Annotated in this window: 10 protein-coding genes and 1 tRNA gene; 8 read left to right on the top strand and 3 right to left on the bottom strand. The window is 68.8% G+C overall.

Going from position 1 to position 14494, the window contains the following annotated elements:
• Positions 1-96 precede the first annotated feature (96 nt).
• The gene (ychF, locus tag KM176_RS11845) at positions 97-1194 is read left to right on the top strand and encodes a redox-regulated ATPase YchF (RefSeq protein WP_160894386.1); all 1098 of its coding nucleotides are present in this window, start codon (positions 97-99) and stop codon (positions 1192-1194) included.
• A gap of 68 nt (positions 1195-1262) precedes the next feature.
• Here the strand turns inward: ychF and KM176_RS11840 are convergent, their stop codons facing one another.
• A complete protein-coding gene (locus KM176_RS11840) occupies positions 1263-1901 on the bottom strand; it encodes a DUF1236 domain-containing protein (RefSeq protein WP_160894385.1) in 639 nt (212 codons plus the stop codon).
• Positions 1902-2162: 261 nt separating this feature from the next.
• Here KM176_RS11840 and KM176_RS11835 point away from each other — a divergent pair.
• Together KM176_RS11835 and KM176_RS11830 are read left to right on the top strand one after the other, a co-directional pair.
• Positions 2163-2252 (top strand) — tRNA-Ser (locus tag KM176_RS11835).
• Positions 2253-2497: 245 nt separating this feature from the next.
• On the top strand, positions 2498-3328 hold the full coding sequence (locus KM176_RS11830) for a CPBP family intramembrane glutamic endopeptidase (protein WP_160894384.1): 831 nt from the start codon (positions 2498-2500) through the stop codon (positions 3326-3328).
• A gap of 62 nt (positions 3329-3390) precedes the next feature.
• On the opposite strand, the gene KM176_RS11825 is transcribed toward KM176_RS11830, so the two are convergent.
• On the bottom strand, positions 3391-5829 hold the full coding sequence (locus KM176_RS11825) for a mechanosensitive ion channel domain-containing protein (protein WP_160894383.1): 2439 nt from the start codon (positions 5827-5829) through the stop codon (positions 3391-3393).
• Positions 5830-5982: 153 nt separating this feature from the next.
• Positions 5983-7893, bottom strand: coding sequence for a sigma-54-dependent Fis family transcriptional regulator (locus tag KM176_RS11820; protein WP_160894382.1), 1911 nt, complete (start codon positions 7891-7893; stop codon positions 5983-5985).
• A gap of 246 nt (positions 7894-8139) precedes the next feature.
• Between KM176_RS11820 and KM176_RS11815 the strand changes: the two genes are divergently transcribed.
• The 5 genes from KM176_RS11815 (at position 8140) to KM176_RS11795 (ending at position 14489) form a co-directional block, all read left to right on the top strand.
• Entirely contained in the window at positions 8140-9213 is a 1074-nt protein-coding gene (locus tag KM176_RS11815) for a 2,3-butanediol dehydrogenase (protein WP_160894381.1), read from the top strand.
• A 98-nt stretch (positions 9214-9311) separates the two neighbouring features.
• The gene (locus tag KM176_RS11810; protein ID WP_160894380.1) at positions 9312-11114 is read left to right on the top strand and encodes an NAD(P)-binding domain-containing protein; all 1803 of its coding nucleotides are present in this window, start codon (positions 9312-9314) and stop codon (positions 11112-11114) included.
• Positions 11115-11258: 144 nt separating this feature from the next.
• Entirely contained in the window at positions 11259-12545 is a 1287-nt protein-coding gene (aroA, locus tag KM176_RS11805; RefSeq protein WP_160894378.1) for a 3-phosphoshikimate 1-carboxyvinyltransferase, read from the top strand.
• A gap of 142 nt (positions 12546-12687) precedes the next feature.
• A complete protein-coding gene (locus tag KM176_RS11800) occupies positions 12688-13221 on the top strand; it encodes a TRAP transporter small permease (RefSeq protein WP_160894376.1) in 534 nt (177 codons plus the stop codon).
• A complete protein-coding gene (locus tag KM176_RS11795) occupies positions 13215-14489 on the top strand; it encodes a TRAP transporter large permease (protein ID WP_160894374.1) in 1275 nt (424 codons plus the stop codon). Before KM176_RS11800 ends, KM176_RS11795 begins: the two co-directional genes overlap by 7 nt.
• The last annotated feature ends 5 nt before the right edge of the window (positions 14490-14494 follow it).

Raw genomic sequence — 14494 nt, 5'->3', positions numbered from 1 at the left:
TTCCGGTGCGTGTCGGTTGCGCCGATGATAGCAGCTTCGCCTTGCGGCGTCTCTCTGCGCCCTCTATGACGCGCAAAACGGCGAAAGGAGCAGGCCATGGGCTTCAGAATGGGTATCGTCGGTCTGCCGAACGTCGGCAAATCGACGCTTTTCAACGCGCTCACGCGCACGGCGGCGGCGCAGGCGGCGAACTTTCCGTTCTGCACGATCGAGCCCAACGTGGGCGAGGTCAACGTGCCGGACAAGCGTCTGGACGTGCTGGCCGAGATCGCCGGCAGCCAGAACATCATTCCCGCGCGGATGACCTTCGTGGACATCGCGGGTCTGGTGAAGGGCGCTTCCAAGGGCGAAGGCCTGGGCAACCAGTTTCTCGCCAACATCCGCGAGACCGATGCGATTGCCCATGTGCTGCGCTGCTTTGAAGACGGCGACATCACCCATGTCGAAGGCCGCGTCGATCCCGTGGCCGATGCCGAGGTGATCGAGACCGAGCTGATGCTGGCCGACCTCGAATCCATCGAAAAGCGCCGCGCCAACCTGGTGCGCAAGCTGAAGGGCAACGACAAGGAAGCCCAGCAGCAGGAGCGCCTGCTGGCCGCCGCCCAGGCCGCCATCGAGGACGGTCGCCCGGCGCGCACGGTCGAGGTCGATGCCGAGGATCTGAAGGCCTGGAAGATGCTCCAGCTGCTGACCTCCAAGCCGGTTCTCTATGTCTGCAACGTGAACGAGGAAGATGCCTCCAAGGGCAACGCATTCTCTGCCGCAGTGGAGAAGATGGCGGCCGAGCAGGGCGCGGGCACGGTGCTGATCTCGGCCCGGATCGAGGAGGAGATCTCTCAGCTCGACGCCGAGGAAGCCGAGATGTTCCTGGGCGAGATGGGGCTGGAAGAGGCGGGGCTGGATCGTCTGATCCGCGCCGGCTACGACCTGCTGCATCTTGAGACCTACTTTACCGTCGGTCCGAAGGAAGCGCGCGCCTGGACGATCAAGCAGGGCACCGCCGCCCCGCAGGCCGCCGGTGTCATCCACGGGGACTTCGAGCGCGGCTTCATCCGTGCCGAGACCATCGCCTATGACGATTACGTCTCCGGCAAGGGCGAGCAGGGCGCCAAGGAGGCCGGCAAGATGCGGGCCGAGGGCAAGTCCTACATCGTCAAGGACGGCGACGTGCTGCACTTCCTGTTCAACACCTGATCCGTTCCGGTTCGCGAACGTGAAAAGGCCCGCCGGTTGGCGGGCCTTTTGCATCTCGGGGGCCGGGATCAGCGGCGAATGACCTCGACGATGGTGCGGTTGCTGTCCACCAGCACAGGGGCACCGTTCAGGTAGACGTAGCTGTAGCTGCTGTCGGGGATCCGCGTCAGGGTCACGCCCTGGGGAATGCCGGCGCCGCGCACCACTTCGCCTTCCAGATAGACGGGCTTCATCGGGTGCTTCTCGACATAGGTGACGGTGGGGGCCGGCGGGCGCTGGATCTCGGCCACGGCGGCAGGGGCCGGGCCGCGCGGGGCGGGCGGCATGCGCAGGGCCATGGGCGCGCCGGCGGCGTCGTTCATGTAGGGCTGCGGCGGCGGCGCGCGGTGCACCTCGACCGTCTGCAGGCCCAGGTGCTGGACATTGTCGTGCACCACCACCGGGCGGTCATCCAGAGAAGCGGTCAGGTAAGGGCTGTAGGCCCAGCCCTGTCTCCCGTTGTAGTCCACCTTGCACCACGACAGCTGGGTTGCGCATTGCTCGACCGTGACGGCGGCGTTGTTGGGAATCACGTCGACAATCTGGGCTTCGCTGCCCGGTGCGGCGCGCATGTTCAGGTCGGTGGTGGCAGTGGCGCTGGTGGCAGCCATGGCGCTGCCTGCGGTCAGGATGGCGAGGGCGCTGAGGCCGGCGATCTTGGCGTACATGGAGGATCTCCTTGTCTTCCTGGGTCTTCCGGGACCGGCGGAAGGGCCGGCCCGTTGCATGGAGAGATAACGGCCCCGATGCGCCGGGGTTCCGGGGCGCGCTGCGGCAGTGGGGAAGATCCGCCGATTTTACGTCTTCATCTTCACGAATGTTACCGTTTCTGACAGCGCCGGAAGGCGTCTCTAGGGAAGGCGAGAAATTTTGCCGGGGGCAGGATTTCGGCCTTGTTTCACCGTGATGACGCACATATACGGGTCGGCGGAGACGTGGCCGAGTGGTCGAAGGCACACCCCTGCTAAGGGTGCAGACGGGAAACCGTCTCGAGGGTTCGAATCCCTTCGTCTCCGCCACTTCCCCTTTGTTCCATTGATTGAACTGGCTTCGCCGTCCCGTAGCCATGTCGCGTAGTCTGCCTTGGGCAGACGGGTTCCTGATCCGATCCGAGAGGCCGTTCCGTAGCCTGCGCGACATTGCGCCTTCGGGTGTGCCGGCAGCGCTGTGGGGGCAATAGGGGGGCAGGCGCCGGAAAGCGGCTTCGGTGGATGACTTTCGGGCCTGTTGCCGCTATGGCGGCACAGATGCGAAAGGGGGCGCCATGGCGGAAATCTGGCCCGATATCCTCACCTGGCTGGCCTTCCTGCCGGCGCTGCTGCTGGCCTGGGGCGGGCACCGCAGGGCCGCCCTGATCCTGCTGGGGCTGAGCGCGGTTCTGGCGCTGGCGAGCGGCGTGCAGGGGGCGCTGACCTCGGGGATCTTCGCCCTGTGCCTGCTGGCGGCGGCGCAGATCCCGCGGTTGCCGGAGGCCGTGCGCCCCGTCGCCCATGCGGGGCTGATCCTGACCTGCCTGGCCCTTGGTCTGGGGCTGGTTCCCGGCAGCGGCCGGCTGACCCTGCTGAGCGATATTCGCACCGGCCCCGAAAGCCTGCCCTTCAGCTATGGAGTCGGCCTGGCCAAGCCCTTTACCTTCTTCCTGCTGCTGTGGGCCTGGCCGGGGCTTCTGGAGGCGCCGGGGCCGGTCCTGCGACGGGGGCTCGGCGCGGCGCTGCTGGGGCTCGCCGGGGTCTTCGCCCTGGCCCTGGCAGGCCATGTCATCGCCTGGGAGCCCACCCTGCCGGGCTGGCTGCCGCTGTTCCTGCTGGGCAACCTGCTGCTGACCTGCCTGCCGGAAGAGGCCTTCTTCCGCGGCTATCTTCAGCAGGGGCTGATGCGGCGGCTGGGGCTCTGGCCCGGTCTGGGGCTGTCCGGCCTGCTGTTCGGGGCGGCACATCTGGGGGGCGGCCTCTGGCTTGCCGGGCTCGCCGTGCTGGCGGGACTGGCCTACGGGCTGGCCTACAGGTTCGGCGGCGGCCTCAGGGCGGCGGTGGCCTGCCATTTCGGCTTCAACCTGGTGCACCTGCTGCTGTTCACCTATCCCGCAGCCGCATGAGGCGGACATGAAAAGGGGCGCCGCAGCGGGCGCCCCTTCGGGTGTCGGGCCGGATCGGGCACTCAGGCCTCGGCGGGGCCGTCCTGACCTTCCATCCGGATCCGGAACGGCTGGGTGCTGCCGTCCTTCGCCTCGCCCAGATAGAGGGTCTGGTGGGGGAAGGGGATCTCGATGTTGCGCGCGTCGAAGATGGTCTTGAGCACGCCGTTGTAGGCCCGTCCCACGCCCCACTGGGTCCCGGGCACGCATTTGATCCGGGTGCGCACCACGATGGCGCTGTCGCCGAAGGCATTGATGCCGAACCATTCCAGATCGCCGATGATGTTGGCGGATTGGGTGGGGTCCTTGCGCAGCTCCTCGAAGGCATCGACCATGGCCTGCTTCACCTCGTCGATGTTCTCGCGGTAGGCGACGCCCATGTCGCAGACCGAGTAGCCGAATTCGCGCACGAAGTTGGTCACCATGTCCACGGAAGAGAATGGGATGACGTGGAAGGCGCCGGTATAGTCGCGCAGGCTGACCGAGCGGATGGTCAGCCGTTCCACGACCCCGGTGGTGCCGCCCACGGTCACCACGTCGCCGACGTTCATCGCGTTCTCGAACTGGATGAAGATGCCGGTGATGATGTCCTGCACCATCTTCTGGGCGCCAAAGCCGATGGCCAGACCCAGCACCCCGGCCGAGGCCAGCAGCGGCGCGATGTCCAGGCCCACCTCGGAGAGCACGAACATCAGCGTGATGATGATCAGCGCGATGGTCGCGGCGTTCCTCAGCAGCGTCAGCAGGGTGCGTTCACGGGCGGTCGGCACCTTGCCGAATTCCGGGTTCAGCCGGTAATCCACCCAGGAGGTCAGGCCGACCCAGATCACGAAGGACACTAGCAGCACGGCTGCGACCGAGAACAGCCGCGAGGTCAGCTGAAGCCCGATCTGGCTGGCCAGCCAGGCCTTCAGGTCGATCACGCTGATGGCGTTCAGCGCGAAGACCACCACCATGACGAAGATCGCCAGCCGCAGCACGAACAGCGCCTTCGGCACGAAGGTGTTCAGCCGGCGTTCCAGCAGCGGCAGGCGGGCGGTGACGTTTTCGGGCAGCTGGATGCCGCGCACCATGACGCGGGTCAGCACGCCCGATACGGTGACCCCCAGCAGCGCCACCACCAGCACCTGGCCGGAGTTCATCATGGAGCGGAAGGCCGCGTCCCCGGGCTGCACCAGCACCACCACCAGCATCACCAGCAGGTAGATCAGTGCCGGCCAGTGCCAGTTGCGCACCAGGAAGCGCACGCTGGAGCGGTGCTCTTCCGGCGGCGCCTGTTCGCCCATCGGGAATTCCTCGGGGGTTTCGTCCAGCCCGCCTTCGGTGCCGGACGGCTGTTCGGCGCGGGCGGCAAAGCGCAGCTCTTCGGCATGTTCGGCCTCGGGCTGGCCGCCGCGCTCGATCCACTGGGCGACCGGCTCGCGGTTGCGCATCACCATCCACATCGCCAGCGCCACCACGATCAGCGCGATCAGCGCCGAAACCGCGCGTCCGGCGGCATAGGAGGCATTGGCATTGATGATCGGCACAATCAGCAGCTGGCCGTAGCCGACCAGGCCGACCATGAAGTTCAGCCGGGTCGTCAGGTAGCGCGCCCCGCTATCGGACACCGGCAGCGGCCGCAGGTGGCGCGCCGAGGGCGACAGCACCATGCGCACCAGGACCTTCGACATCTCGACCAGCAGGAAGGCGTTCAGATAGAGCGTCTGGCGGATGCCGATCTCTCCGAAATTGCCCAGCAGGAGGGTGGCGATCAGGTAGCCCACCGCCCAGGAGACCACGACGATCAGCATGTCGATCAGCACCGAGGCGACGAACAGCGCCACGGTCCGGACGATCCCGCTGTCGCGGGCCCGCGTGCCCATCCGCACGTAGAGCGACTTGCCCATGCGGCGCAGGGCCAGGAAGACCGCGACGGTGACCACGATGATCAGCGCGAGTTCCTTCAGCGCCTCCAGCAGCACCCCGGCCTCGGAGCCGTTCAGCCCGTCGAAGACCATCGGCGCCCGGGTGATCTGGGTCCAGGCGTCCTCCACCTGGGAGGCCGCGCCCTCGGCCACCTCCTGGGTGATCAGCGCGATCCGGCGTCCGAAGGACAGCCCCTCGGAGGGGACGGCGCTATCGGCGGGGGTGATGCTCTCGACGATCTTGTTGGAGACCTCGGCGCTGTCGTTGCCGCTCTGGGAGGCGGTATCGGTGCCGCTGCCCGATTGCGCGGCTTCCAGTTCCTTGACCAGGGCGGCGCGGCTCTTGTCGTCCTGAAGCACCTGCAGCAGCAGCTTCAGGCTGTCGCCGGATCCCTGGTCGGCTGCCGGGGCCTCGGCTCCGGTCTGGCTGGCGGTTTCGGTCTGGGGCGTGGTCGGGGTCTGGTCCTGCGCCAGGCTGGGGCCGGGGGCGGTCAGGCCCAGGGCCAGGCAGCCCAGCATCAGCGCGGCCGCAATGCGGTCTCTTGCTCGTCTCATGTCACCATGTTCTCTGGTTTCCTCTGCTCCGGCGGCGCGCCGCCTGCTCGCCCCGGAGCTAGCGCAAAGACCCGGGGCTGCCAGCCGCAACCCCGGGTGCGCAGGGAACAAAAGACCGTGCGGCAAGGTCCCGCCGCCGGGCGCTCCGGTCCGTCAGTGCCGGCGTAGACCGTAGCGGCGGATCCGGCGGTGGATGGTCGAGCGGTCGACCTCGAGCCGCCGGGCGGTCTCGGAAATGTTCCAGCCGGTCTCGGAGAGGTGGCGGGCCAGGATCGCCTGCTGCGCCTCGGGATCGGCGGGGCCCTCGGGCAGGGGCCAGGGCAGGTCGCCGGCGGTGATCAGCGCCGGACCCTCGTCGGGGGCGGGGCGGGCCTGGAGCGGGTTCCGGGGCGGGGTCGGGGCCAGGTTCTGGGCCAGATGCCGGGCAAGCTGGGTCAGCTCCTGCAGGTTGCCGGGCCAGTCGTGTCCGGCCAGCGCCGCCAGCGCGTCGTCTTCCAGGACCACGCGGCGCCCGAAGGCCCGGGCGAAGGCCTGCTCGGCCAGGGCCAGCATGTCGCGGCGGGCATGGAGGCCGGGCAGGGTCAGGCGCTGGCCCATCAGCCGCAGGAACAGGTCACGGCGCAGCTGGCCCGCGTCCACCGCCGCTTCCGGATCGCCCGAGACGGTGACCAGGATGCGGGTGCGCGCGGGGCGTTCGCGCAGCGCGCCGACCGGGCGGTACAGACCCTCGGTCAGCAGCTTCAGCAACCGGCCCTGCAGGCGCTGGGGCAGTTCGGGCAGGTTCTCGAAGATCACGGTGCCGCCCTCGGCGCGGGCCAGCAGGCCGGGTTCGAAGCGGCGGCGGTCCTCGCGGCCAAAGAGCACCGCCGCCTCGCCTTCCTCGAAGCTTTCGCAGGCCACGCAGATGCAGGGCCCGGCGGGTCCGGCCTCGTGCAGGGCGCGGGCCAGGGTGGTCTTGCCGCTGCCCGGCGGCCCCTCGATCAGCACCGGCTGGGAGGTGCCGGCCAGGGCGGCGGCGCGGCCCAGCAGCCGGGTGATCTGGGGGTCATCGCCCGCCAGCGGACGCAGCGCGGCGGGCAGGGCGGGCAGCTGCACGGGACGGGGCCGCAGCGGTGGCTGGCGGCGCGGCTCGATCGCATGGCAGAACAGGCGGTGGCCGTCGCGGGTTTCCAGCACGCGCTCGCGTGCGGCGGTGTGGCGGGTCAGCCCCTCCAGCATCGGGAAATCCAGCGCGAAGGCCTCGCTCACGTGGCGCCCGATCAGGTCCTCGCCCCGGCGCCAGTCGCCGCCCAGGGTGCGCGCCATCAGCCGCGCCGCGCCATGGGTCATGCCCTTGATATGGCCCCCCGCATCCAGCGCCAGCGCGGCCTCGGGATCGACATCGAGGAAATCCGGGCTGGAGGCCAGCCGCAGCACCCAGTCGCCCCGGCTTTCGGCCATCAGGTTCGCCAGCTCGATCCGGCGCACCGTCTGGCGCACCAGGTTCAGCGCCAGAAGCTGGCTTTCGCGCGGACGCGGCGGCGACAGCAGGGAAATGTCCAGCACCGCGCAAAGCTTGCCGGCGCTGTCGTAGATCGGCGCGGCGGTGCAGGACAGCGCGCCATGGGTCACGTCGAAATGGTCGCTCTGGTGAACGATCAGCGGCTCTCCGGCCTCGATGCAGGCGCCGATGGCGCAGGTGCCGGCATGGGCCTCGGTCCATTCGGCGCCCAGGAACAGGCCGCTGCGGCGCAGCGCCGCCTTGTGCTGGTCCTGGCCAAGGTAATCCACCGTCACCCCCTGGGCATCGGCCAGCATGAGCACGTAATCCTGCCCCGCGACCAGCTTGTAGAGCGTGTCGATCCCCGAGCGCGCGATCGAGATCAGCTCCTCGGAGCGCTGCTGGTGGCGGCGCAGCTCGCGCGCGGTCAGGATGCGGGCCTCGCGGCGGCGGGTCGGGTCCAGCCCGTGGCGGTCGATGCAGCGGATCCAGCTGTCCAGAACGCGGGTGTCGCGCGCGCTGGAGAGGCGGCCCCCCCGCGCCAGCGAGACGATCTCGCGCATGTGGTCGGTTTCGGTCTGCATCGCGACTCCCTCCTGGGCGCGCTCTGGATGATATCGCAACGGTCCTTGCAGCCAACAGGGGAGTGGGCGGGGTGCAGCATCGCGCCGCACCGCGGCGCAACTGTGGCGGCGGCCTGCAACAGGTATGCAGCCGCATGCAACAGGGCAAGAGGCTAAGTGCATGGAAACGCGGCGCTTCCATTCCACGCTTGAGGCGCATCAGCGCGCGCGCCACCCTGACGCCGAAATCTAGAAGGAGATCCGAAGATGAAGGCATTGCGTTTCCACGCCGCGAAAGACCTGCGGGTCGAGGAGATTGATGCTCCGGCGGCACCGGGTCCGGGACAGGTGGCGGTCAAGAACCGCTACGTCGGGATCTGCGGGACCGACCTGCACGAATATGCCCATGGGCCGATCTTCATTCCGACCGAGCCGCACCCCTATACCGGCGTCAGCGGCGTCCAGATCCTGGGCCATGAGTTCGGCGGCACCGTGACCGCCGTCGGCGAAGGCGTCACCAACGTCAAGGTCGGCGACCGGGTGGCGATCCAGCCGCTGATCGGCCCGCGCACCGGCGAATATTTCGGCGAGCGCGGCTGGCTGAACCTGTCGCCCGTGCTGGGTCTGGTGGGGCTCAGCTGGAACTGGGGCGGCATGGCCGAGGCCTCTGTGCTGAACGATTACAACGTCTACAAGATCCCCGAGACCCTCTCGGACGAGGAGGCCGCGCTGGTCGAACCCACCGCCGTCACCGTCTATGCCTGCGACCGTGCCGGCGTGAAGGCGGGCGACAGCGTGCTGATCACCGGCGCCGGCCCGATCGGCATCCTGGCGCTGCTGACGGCGCGGGCCTTCGGCGCGACGAAGCTGTTCGTCTCGGACATGAACGAGACGCGGCTGAAACTGGCACAGGAAATCGTGCCGGGCGTCATCGCCGTGAACCCGATGAAGGACGATCTGGTCAAGGTCGTGCAGGCGAACACGCAGGACAACCTGGGCTGCGACATCGCCATCGAATGCGTCGGCAACGACAAGGCGCTGCAAAGCTGCCTGGATGCGGTGCGCAAGCAGGGGACCATCGTCGCCACCGGCGTGCACCCGGGCGTCGGCAAGCTGAACTTCTTCGATGTGACCTTCAAGGACGTCACCGTGAAGGGCTCCTGGTGCTACCCGGCGCACAGCTGGCCGCGCGTCATGGACCTGATCGCTTCGGGGGCCATCCCCTCGAAGAAGGTGGTCACCAAGAAGATCACGCTGGATGACGCCGTGGCCGAGGGCTTTGAGGCGCTGCTGGACCCGGCAGGCACCCAGCTGAAGATCCTGATCGACCTGGAGGCCTGAGGCCTTCGGTCCGACATCCTGCGACGGCGCGGGCCCATGGGGAAGAGGAGCCCCGCTCGCGCCGCCGCACCAAACCGGAGCTTATGGGAGGAGAAACCATGCTCGACACAACCCCGCGCGGCCAGCTGGCCGCCCTTGTCGCCGATCTTGAACGCGCCCTCGTGGCGCAGGATGCCGATGCGGTCGCAGATCTGTTCCTGGAAACGGGATTCTGGCGCGATCTGGCGGCCTTTACCTGGAACCTGAAGACCTGCGAGGGGCGGCCCCAGATCCGCGCCATGGCGGCGGCACAGCTGCCCGCCGTTGCCCCGCAGGCGCTGGTGCTCGACCCGGCCGAGGAGGTCTCCGAGGCCGATGGCGTCACCGAGGGCTGGCTGCGGCTGGAGACCGCGCAGGGCCGCGGCGTCGGCTACATCCGCATGAAGGGCGGGCGCATCTGGACCCTGCTGACCACCCTGCACGAGCTGAAGGGCCACGAGGAACCCCGCAAGCTGCGCCGCCCCATGGGCGCCGAGCATGGCCACGACCCCGAGCGCCTGTCCTGGAAGGAAAAGCGCGAGGAAGAGGCCACGCGCCTGGGCTATCAGGATCAGCCCTATGTGCTGGTGATCGGCGGCGGGCAGGGCGGCATCGCCCTGGGCGCAAGGCTGCGCCAGCTGGGGGTGCCCGCGATCATCGTCGATGCCCATGAACGCCCCGGCGATCAGTGGCGCAAGCGCTACAAGTCGCTCTGCCTGCATGACCCGGTCTGGTACGACCATCTGCCCTACATCCCCTTCCCCGACAACTGGCCGGTCTTCGCGCCGAAGGACAAGATCGGCGACTGGCTGGAGATGTACACCCGCGTGATGGAGCTGAACTACTGGTCCTCGACCCGCGCCACCTCGGCCCGCTACGACGAGGCGACGGGCGAATGGACGGTGACGCTGGATCGCAACGGCGAAGAGGTCGTGCTGCATCCGAAACAGCTGGTGCTGGCCACCGGCATGTCCGGCAAGCCCAATGTCCCGGTCTTCCCCGGGCAGGACATCTTCGCGGGCGAGCAGCAGCATTCCAGCCAGCACCCCGGACCCGACGCCTATCGCGGCAAGAAGGTGGTGGTGATCGGCGCCAACAACTCGGCCCACGACATCTGCGCGGCGCTGTGGGAAAACGGTGCCGACGTGACCATGGTGCAGCGCTCCTCGACCCATATCGTCAAGTCCGACAGCCTGAGAGAGGTCTGCCTGGGCGGGCTTTATTCCGAAGAGGCGCTGGCGAACGGGATCACCACCGACAAGGCGGACATGATCTTTGCCTCGATCCCCTACCGGATCATGCATGAATTCCACGTGCCGCAATACGACCAGATCAAGGAGCGCGACGCCGAATTCTACGACGCTTTGCGGGCGGCGGGCTTCCTGCTGGACTTCGGGGATGACGAAAGCGGGCTGTTCATGAAGTACCTGCGCCGCGGCTCGGGCTACTACATCGACGTGGGGGCCTGCGATCTGGTGATCGACGGCTCGATCAAGCTGCAATCGGGCAAGGGCGTCAGCCATCTGACCCGCGATGCGGTGGTGCTGGACGACGGCACCGAACTGCCCGCCGATCTGGTGGTCTATGCTACGGGCTATGGCTCGATGAACGGGTGGGCTGCGGATCTGATCAGCCCCGAGGTCGCCGACAAGGTCGGCAAGTGCTGGGGCCTTGGCTCCGAGACCACCAAGGACCCCGGCCCCTGGGAGGGCGAGCAGCGCAACATGTGGAAACCCACCATGCAGGAGGGGCTGTGGTTCCACGGTGGCAACCTGCACCAGTCGCGGCATTATTCGCGCTACCTCTCGCTGCAGCTGAAGGCCCGTTACGAGGGGCTGGAAACCCCGGTCTGGGGGCTTGAGCCACCCCATCACGCCAGCTGAGGCCATCCCGCATCACCGCAGGGCCCGTCGCCGGACGGCGGGCCTTGCGGGCAATTGGGGCGCGCCGATGCCCTCGGGTCTACCGGAACGCCGCCCGGCGTTGTAAGGGGGGCAAAGCCTGCCACCAGACCGGAAAGTGCCCCGATGCCCGCTGCCTCGCTTCATGCCGTTGATATCACGCCGCCCGCACAGCCCCTGACCGGCCGTGTCGCCCTGCCGGGATCGAAGTCGATCACCAACCGGGCGCTGCTGGTGGCGGCCCTGTCGAAGGGCACCAGCCGCCTGAGCGGCGCGCTGACCAGCGACGACACCCGCCACATGATGACCGCGCTGCGTGCCATGGGCGTCACCGTCACCCAGGAGGAAGAGACCACCTTCACGGTCACCTCTCCGGGTTACCTGACCCCGCCCGAGGCGCCGCTGTTCCTGGGCAACGCGGGCACTGCCGTGCGCTTCCTGACCGCCGCCTGCGCCTTCCTGGACGGCGAGGTCGTAGTGACCGGCGATGAGCACATGCAGAAACGCCCGATCCGCCCGCTGGTCGAGGCGCTGAACCGCCTGGGCGTCGCCGCCGAGGCCCCGAGCGGCTGTCCGCCGGTGGTGATCCGGGGCAACCCGGGCGCGCTGGCCTCGGACCAGGTGAGGGTGCTGGAAATCGACGGCTCGCTTTCCAGCCAGTATGTCTCGGCGCTGCTGATGGCCGCGCCGGTGGCCCCGATGCCGATCCGCATCGAGGTGACCGGCGGCGCCATCGGCTCGCGCGGGTATGTCGACATCACGCTCTCGGTGATGCGCGCCTTCGGTGCCGAGGTCGAAGAGGTCGGCCCGCTGTCCTGGCTGGTGCACCCGACCGGCTACCGCGCGGCGGATTACGCCATCGAACCCGATGCCTCGGCCGCGACCTACCTCTGGGCTGCCGAGGTGCTGACCGGCGGGGCCATCGACATCGGCGCCCGGGCCGAGGAGATGAGCCAGCCCGACGCCCGCGCCCATGCGGTCATCGCGCAGTTCCCCCACATGCCCGCAGAGATCGTCGGCGACCAGATGCAGGACGCGATCCCGACGCTGGCGGTCATGGCGATGTTCAACGAGACCCCGGTGCGCTTTACCGGCATCGCCAACCTGCGGGTCAAGGAATGCGACCGCATCCGCGCCCTTTCGGCCGAGCTGAACCGCATCCTGCCGGGCCTTGCGCGCGAGGAGGGCGATGACCTGATCGTTGCCGGAAACCCCGCCTATGCCGGCCAGAGCCTGCCCGCCGAGATCGAGACCTATGCCGATCACCGCATCGCCATGTGCTTTGCCCTGGCGGGGCTGAAAGTGCAGGGGATCCGCATTCTGGATCCGGGTTGCACCGCCAAGACCTACCCGCAGTACTGGCGCGATCTGGCGGCGCTGGGGGTTGCGGTGGCCCCGGTTCAGGGCGCCTGACGCCTTCGGGGCAGCGCTTGCAAAGCCTCCGGTGATCGCTATGGTCCGCCTCCGCCAGCGGGATGCCAGCACCTAGCGATGGACCGGCGTTCCGGACGGCCCCTTACGGGGCCGCCGCAGCTCCGGCAGGACGGAGTGCGCCATGCGGCTGGAGCGGATCGACAAACAGGTGGCGCGGGCGGAAACCGCGCTTGCGGCGGGGCTGATGGGCGGGGTCTTCCTGATCCTGCTGATCGGGGCGGGCTGGCGCAGCGCCGGCCACCCCCTGGCCTGGAGCGACGAGCTCGCCGTGCTGCTGATGGCCTGCGCGGGCTTCTTCGGCGCCTCGGCGGCGCTGGCATCTGGGCGCCATATCTCGGTCGATCTGCTGGAGGCGCGGCTGGGGCCGCGCGGGCGGGCCCGGGTGCAGGGGCTGGTGCGGCTGGTTCTGCTGCTGGCGCTGGCGGGCTTCGCGCTGCTGCTGTGGCGCTGGTTCGACCCGTTGGGCCTGCTGCGCGCCGAAAGCGCCCAGGCCTTCGCCGAGGCCACCTTCAACTTCGTCTACCAGGAACCCACCGTGACGCTGGGCGTGCCAAAGGTCTGGGCCTGGCTGGTGCTGATCCCGTTCTGCGCCGGCAGCCTGCTGCATGTGCTGGCCCAGATCGCCCGGCTGCTGCGGGGGGATGCACCGTGCTGAGCCTGCTGTGTTTCCTGACCCTGCTGCTGATCGGCCTGCCCATCGCCTTTGCCATGGCGATTGCCGCCGTGTTGCAGATCCTGCTCTCCGGAGAGGCCCAGGTGCTGCTGATCTCGGTGCCGCAGACGCTGTTCGGCGGTGTCGAAAGCTATGGCCTGCTGGCGCTGCCGGTGTTCATCTTCCTCGGAGAGCTGCTGAACGCCTCCGGGGCGGGGCGGCGGCTGATCGCGCTGGCGGCGCTGGTGGTCGGGCCGGTGCGCGGCGGGCTGGCGCAGGTCAACCTGATCGCCAATGCGCTGATGGCGGCGGTGCTGGGTTCGACCGTGGCGCAGATCACCCTGATGTCGCGCCTCGCCGTGCCCGAGATGGTGCGCGCCGGCTACAGCCGCGACATGGCCGCCACCATCACCGCCGCCGGTGGCCTGCTGGCCCCGGTGCTGCCGCCCTCGATGCTGCTGATCGTCTACGGCGTCATCGCCCAGCTGCCGATCGGAGACCTGTTCCTGGCCGGGGTCGTGCCGGGGCTGATCATGCTGGTCCTGTTCATGGCCCTGACCCATCTGATGGGGCGGCGCCACGGGTTTCCGGCCTCGGCGCGCCCGGCCACCGGCAAGACCCGCATCCTGACCGGCGCCCTGCCGGCGCTGGCGGTGCCCGCCGCGATGATCGGCGCCATCCTGGGCGGCATCGCCACCCCGACCGAGGCCGGGGTCGTCGCGGCCCTCGCGGTTTTCGTGCTGGGCCGCTGGCTCTGGCACGAGATCGGCTTTGCCGATCTGTGGCCGGCGCTGAAGGCCACGGCGGTTTCCTCGGCTTCGATCCTGTTCCTGATCGCCGCTGCCGGCCTCTACGCCTGGGTCGCCGCCTGGGAGAACCTGCCCGCCACCGTCGCCGCCTGGCTGGCGCAGGTCTCGGACAACCCGCTGGTGTTCCTGCTGCTGCTGAACCTGCTGCTGTTGCTGCTGGGCATGGTCACCGACCCGCTGCCGGCGCTGATCCTGACCGTGCCGGTGCTGCTGCCGGTGGCGCAGGATGTCTATGGCATCGACCCGGTGCAGTTCGGCCTGATCACCTGCATCAACCTGGCTGCCGGGCTGCTGACGCCGCCCGTCGGATCGGGTCTTTTCACCGCCGCCCTGCTGAATGACGTGCCCTCGGGGCGCATCGCGCGCCGCCTGCTGCCCTACCTGGGCGCGGTCGGCCTGCTGCTGGCGGCCCTTTCGCTCTGGCCCGGCCTGTCGCTGGGTCTGGGGCGCCTCCTCGGATAACGAGA

This window comes from Pseudooceanicola endophyticus, from assembly GCF_018760365.1.
GTDB lineage: Bacteria > Pseudomonadota > Alphaproteobacteria > Rhodobacterales > Rhodobacteraceae > Pseudooceanicola > Pseudooceanicola endophyticus.
This window is presented reverse-complemented; position numbering and strand designations above follow the sequence as displayed.

Bases quoted from the DNA above. Each gene is read 5' to 3' on its own strand.
- ychF (WP_160894386.1), top strand. From the start codon at position 97: ATGGGCTTCAGAATGGGTATCGTCGGTCTGCCGAACGTCGGCAAATCG.
- KM176_RS11840 (WP_160894385.1), bottom strand. From the start codon at position 1,901: ATGTACGCCAAGATCGCCGGCCTCAGCGCCCTCGCCATCCTGACCGCA.
- KM176_RS11830 (WP_160894384.1), top strand. From the start codon at position 2,498: ATGGCGGAAATCTGGCCCGATATCCTCACCTGGCTGGCCTTCCTGCCG.
- KM176_RS11825 (WP_160894383.1), bottom strand. From the start codon at position 5,829: ATGAGACGAGCAAGAGACCGCATTGCGGCCGCGCTGATGCTGGGCTGC.
- KM176_RS11820 (WP_160894382.1), bottom strand. From the start codon at position 7,893: ATGCAGACCGAAACCGACCACATGCGCGAGATCGTCTCGCTGGCGCGG.
- KM176_RS11815 (WP_160894381.1), top strand. From the start codon at position 8,140: ATGAAGGCATTGCGTTTCCACGCCGCGAAAGACCTGCGGGTCGAGGAG.
- KM176_RS11810 (WP_160894380.1), top strand. From the start codon at position 9,312: ATGCTCGACACAACCCCGCGCGGCCAGCTGGCCGCCCTTGTCGCCGAT.
- aroA (WP_160894378.1), top strand. From the start codon at position 11,259: ATGCCCGCTGCCTCGCTTCATGCCGTTGATATCACGCCGCCCGCACAG.
- KM176_RS11800 (WP_160894376.1), top strand. From the start codon at position 12,688: ATGCGGCTGGAGCGGATCGACAAACAGGTGGCGCGGGCGGAAACCGCG.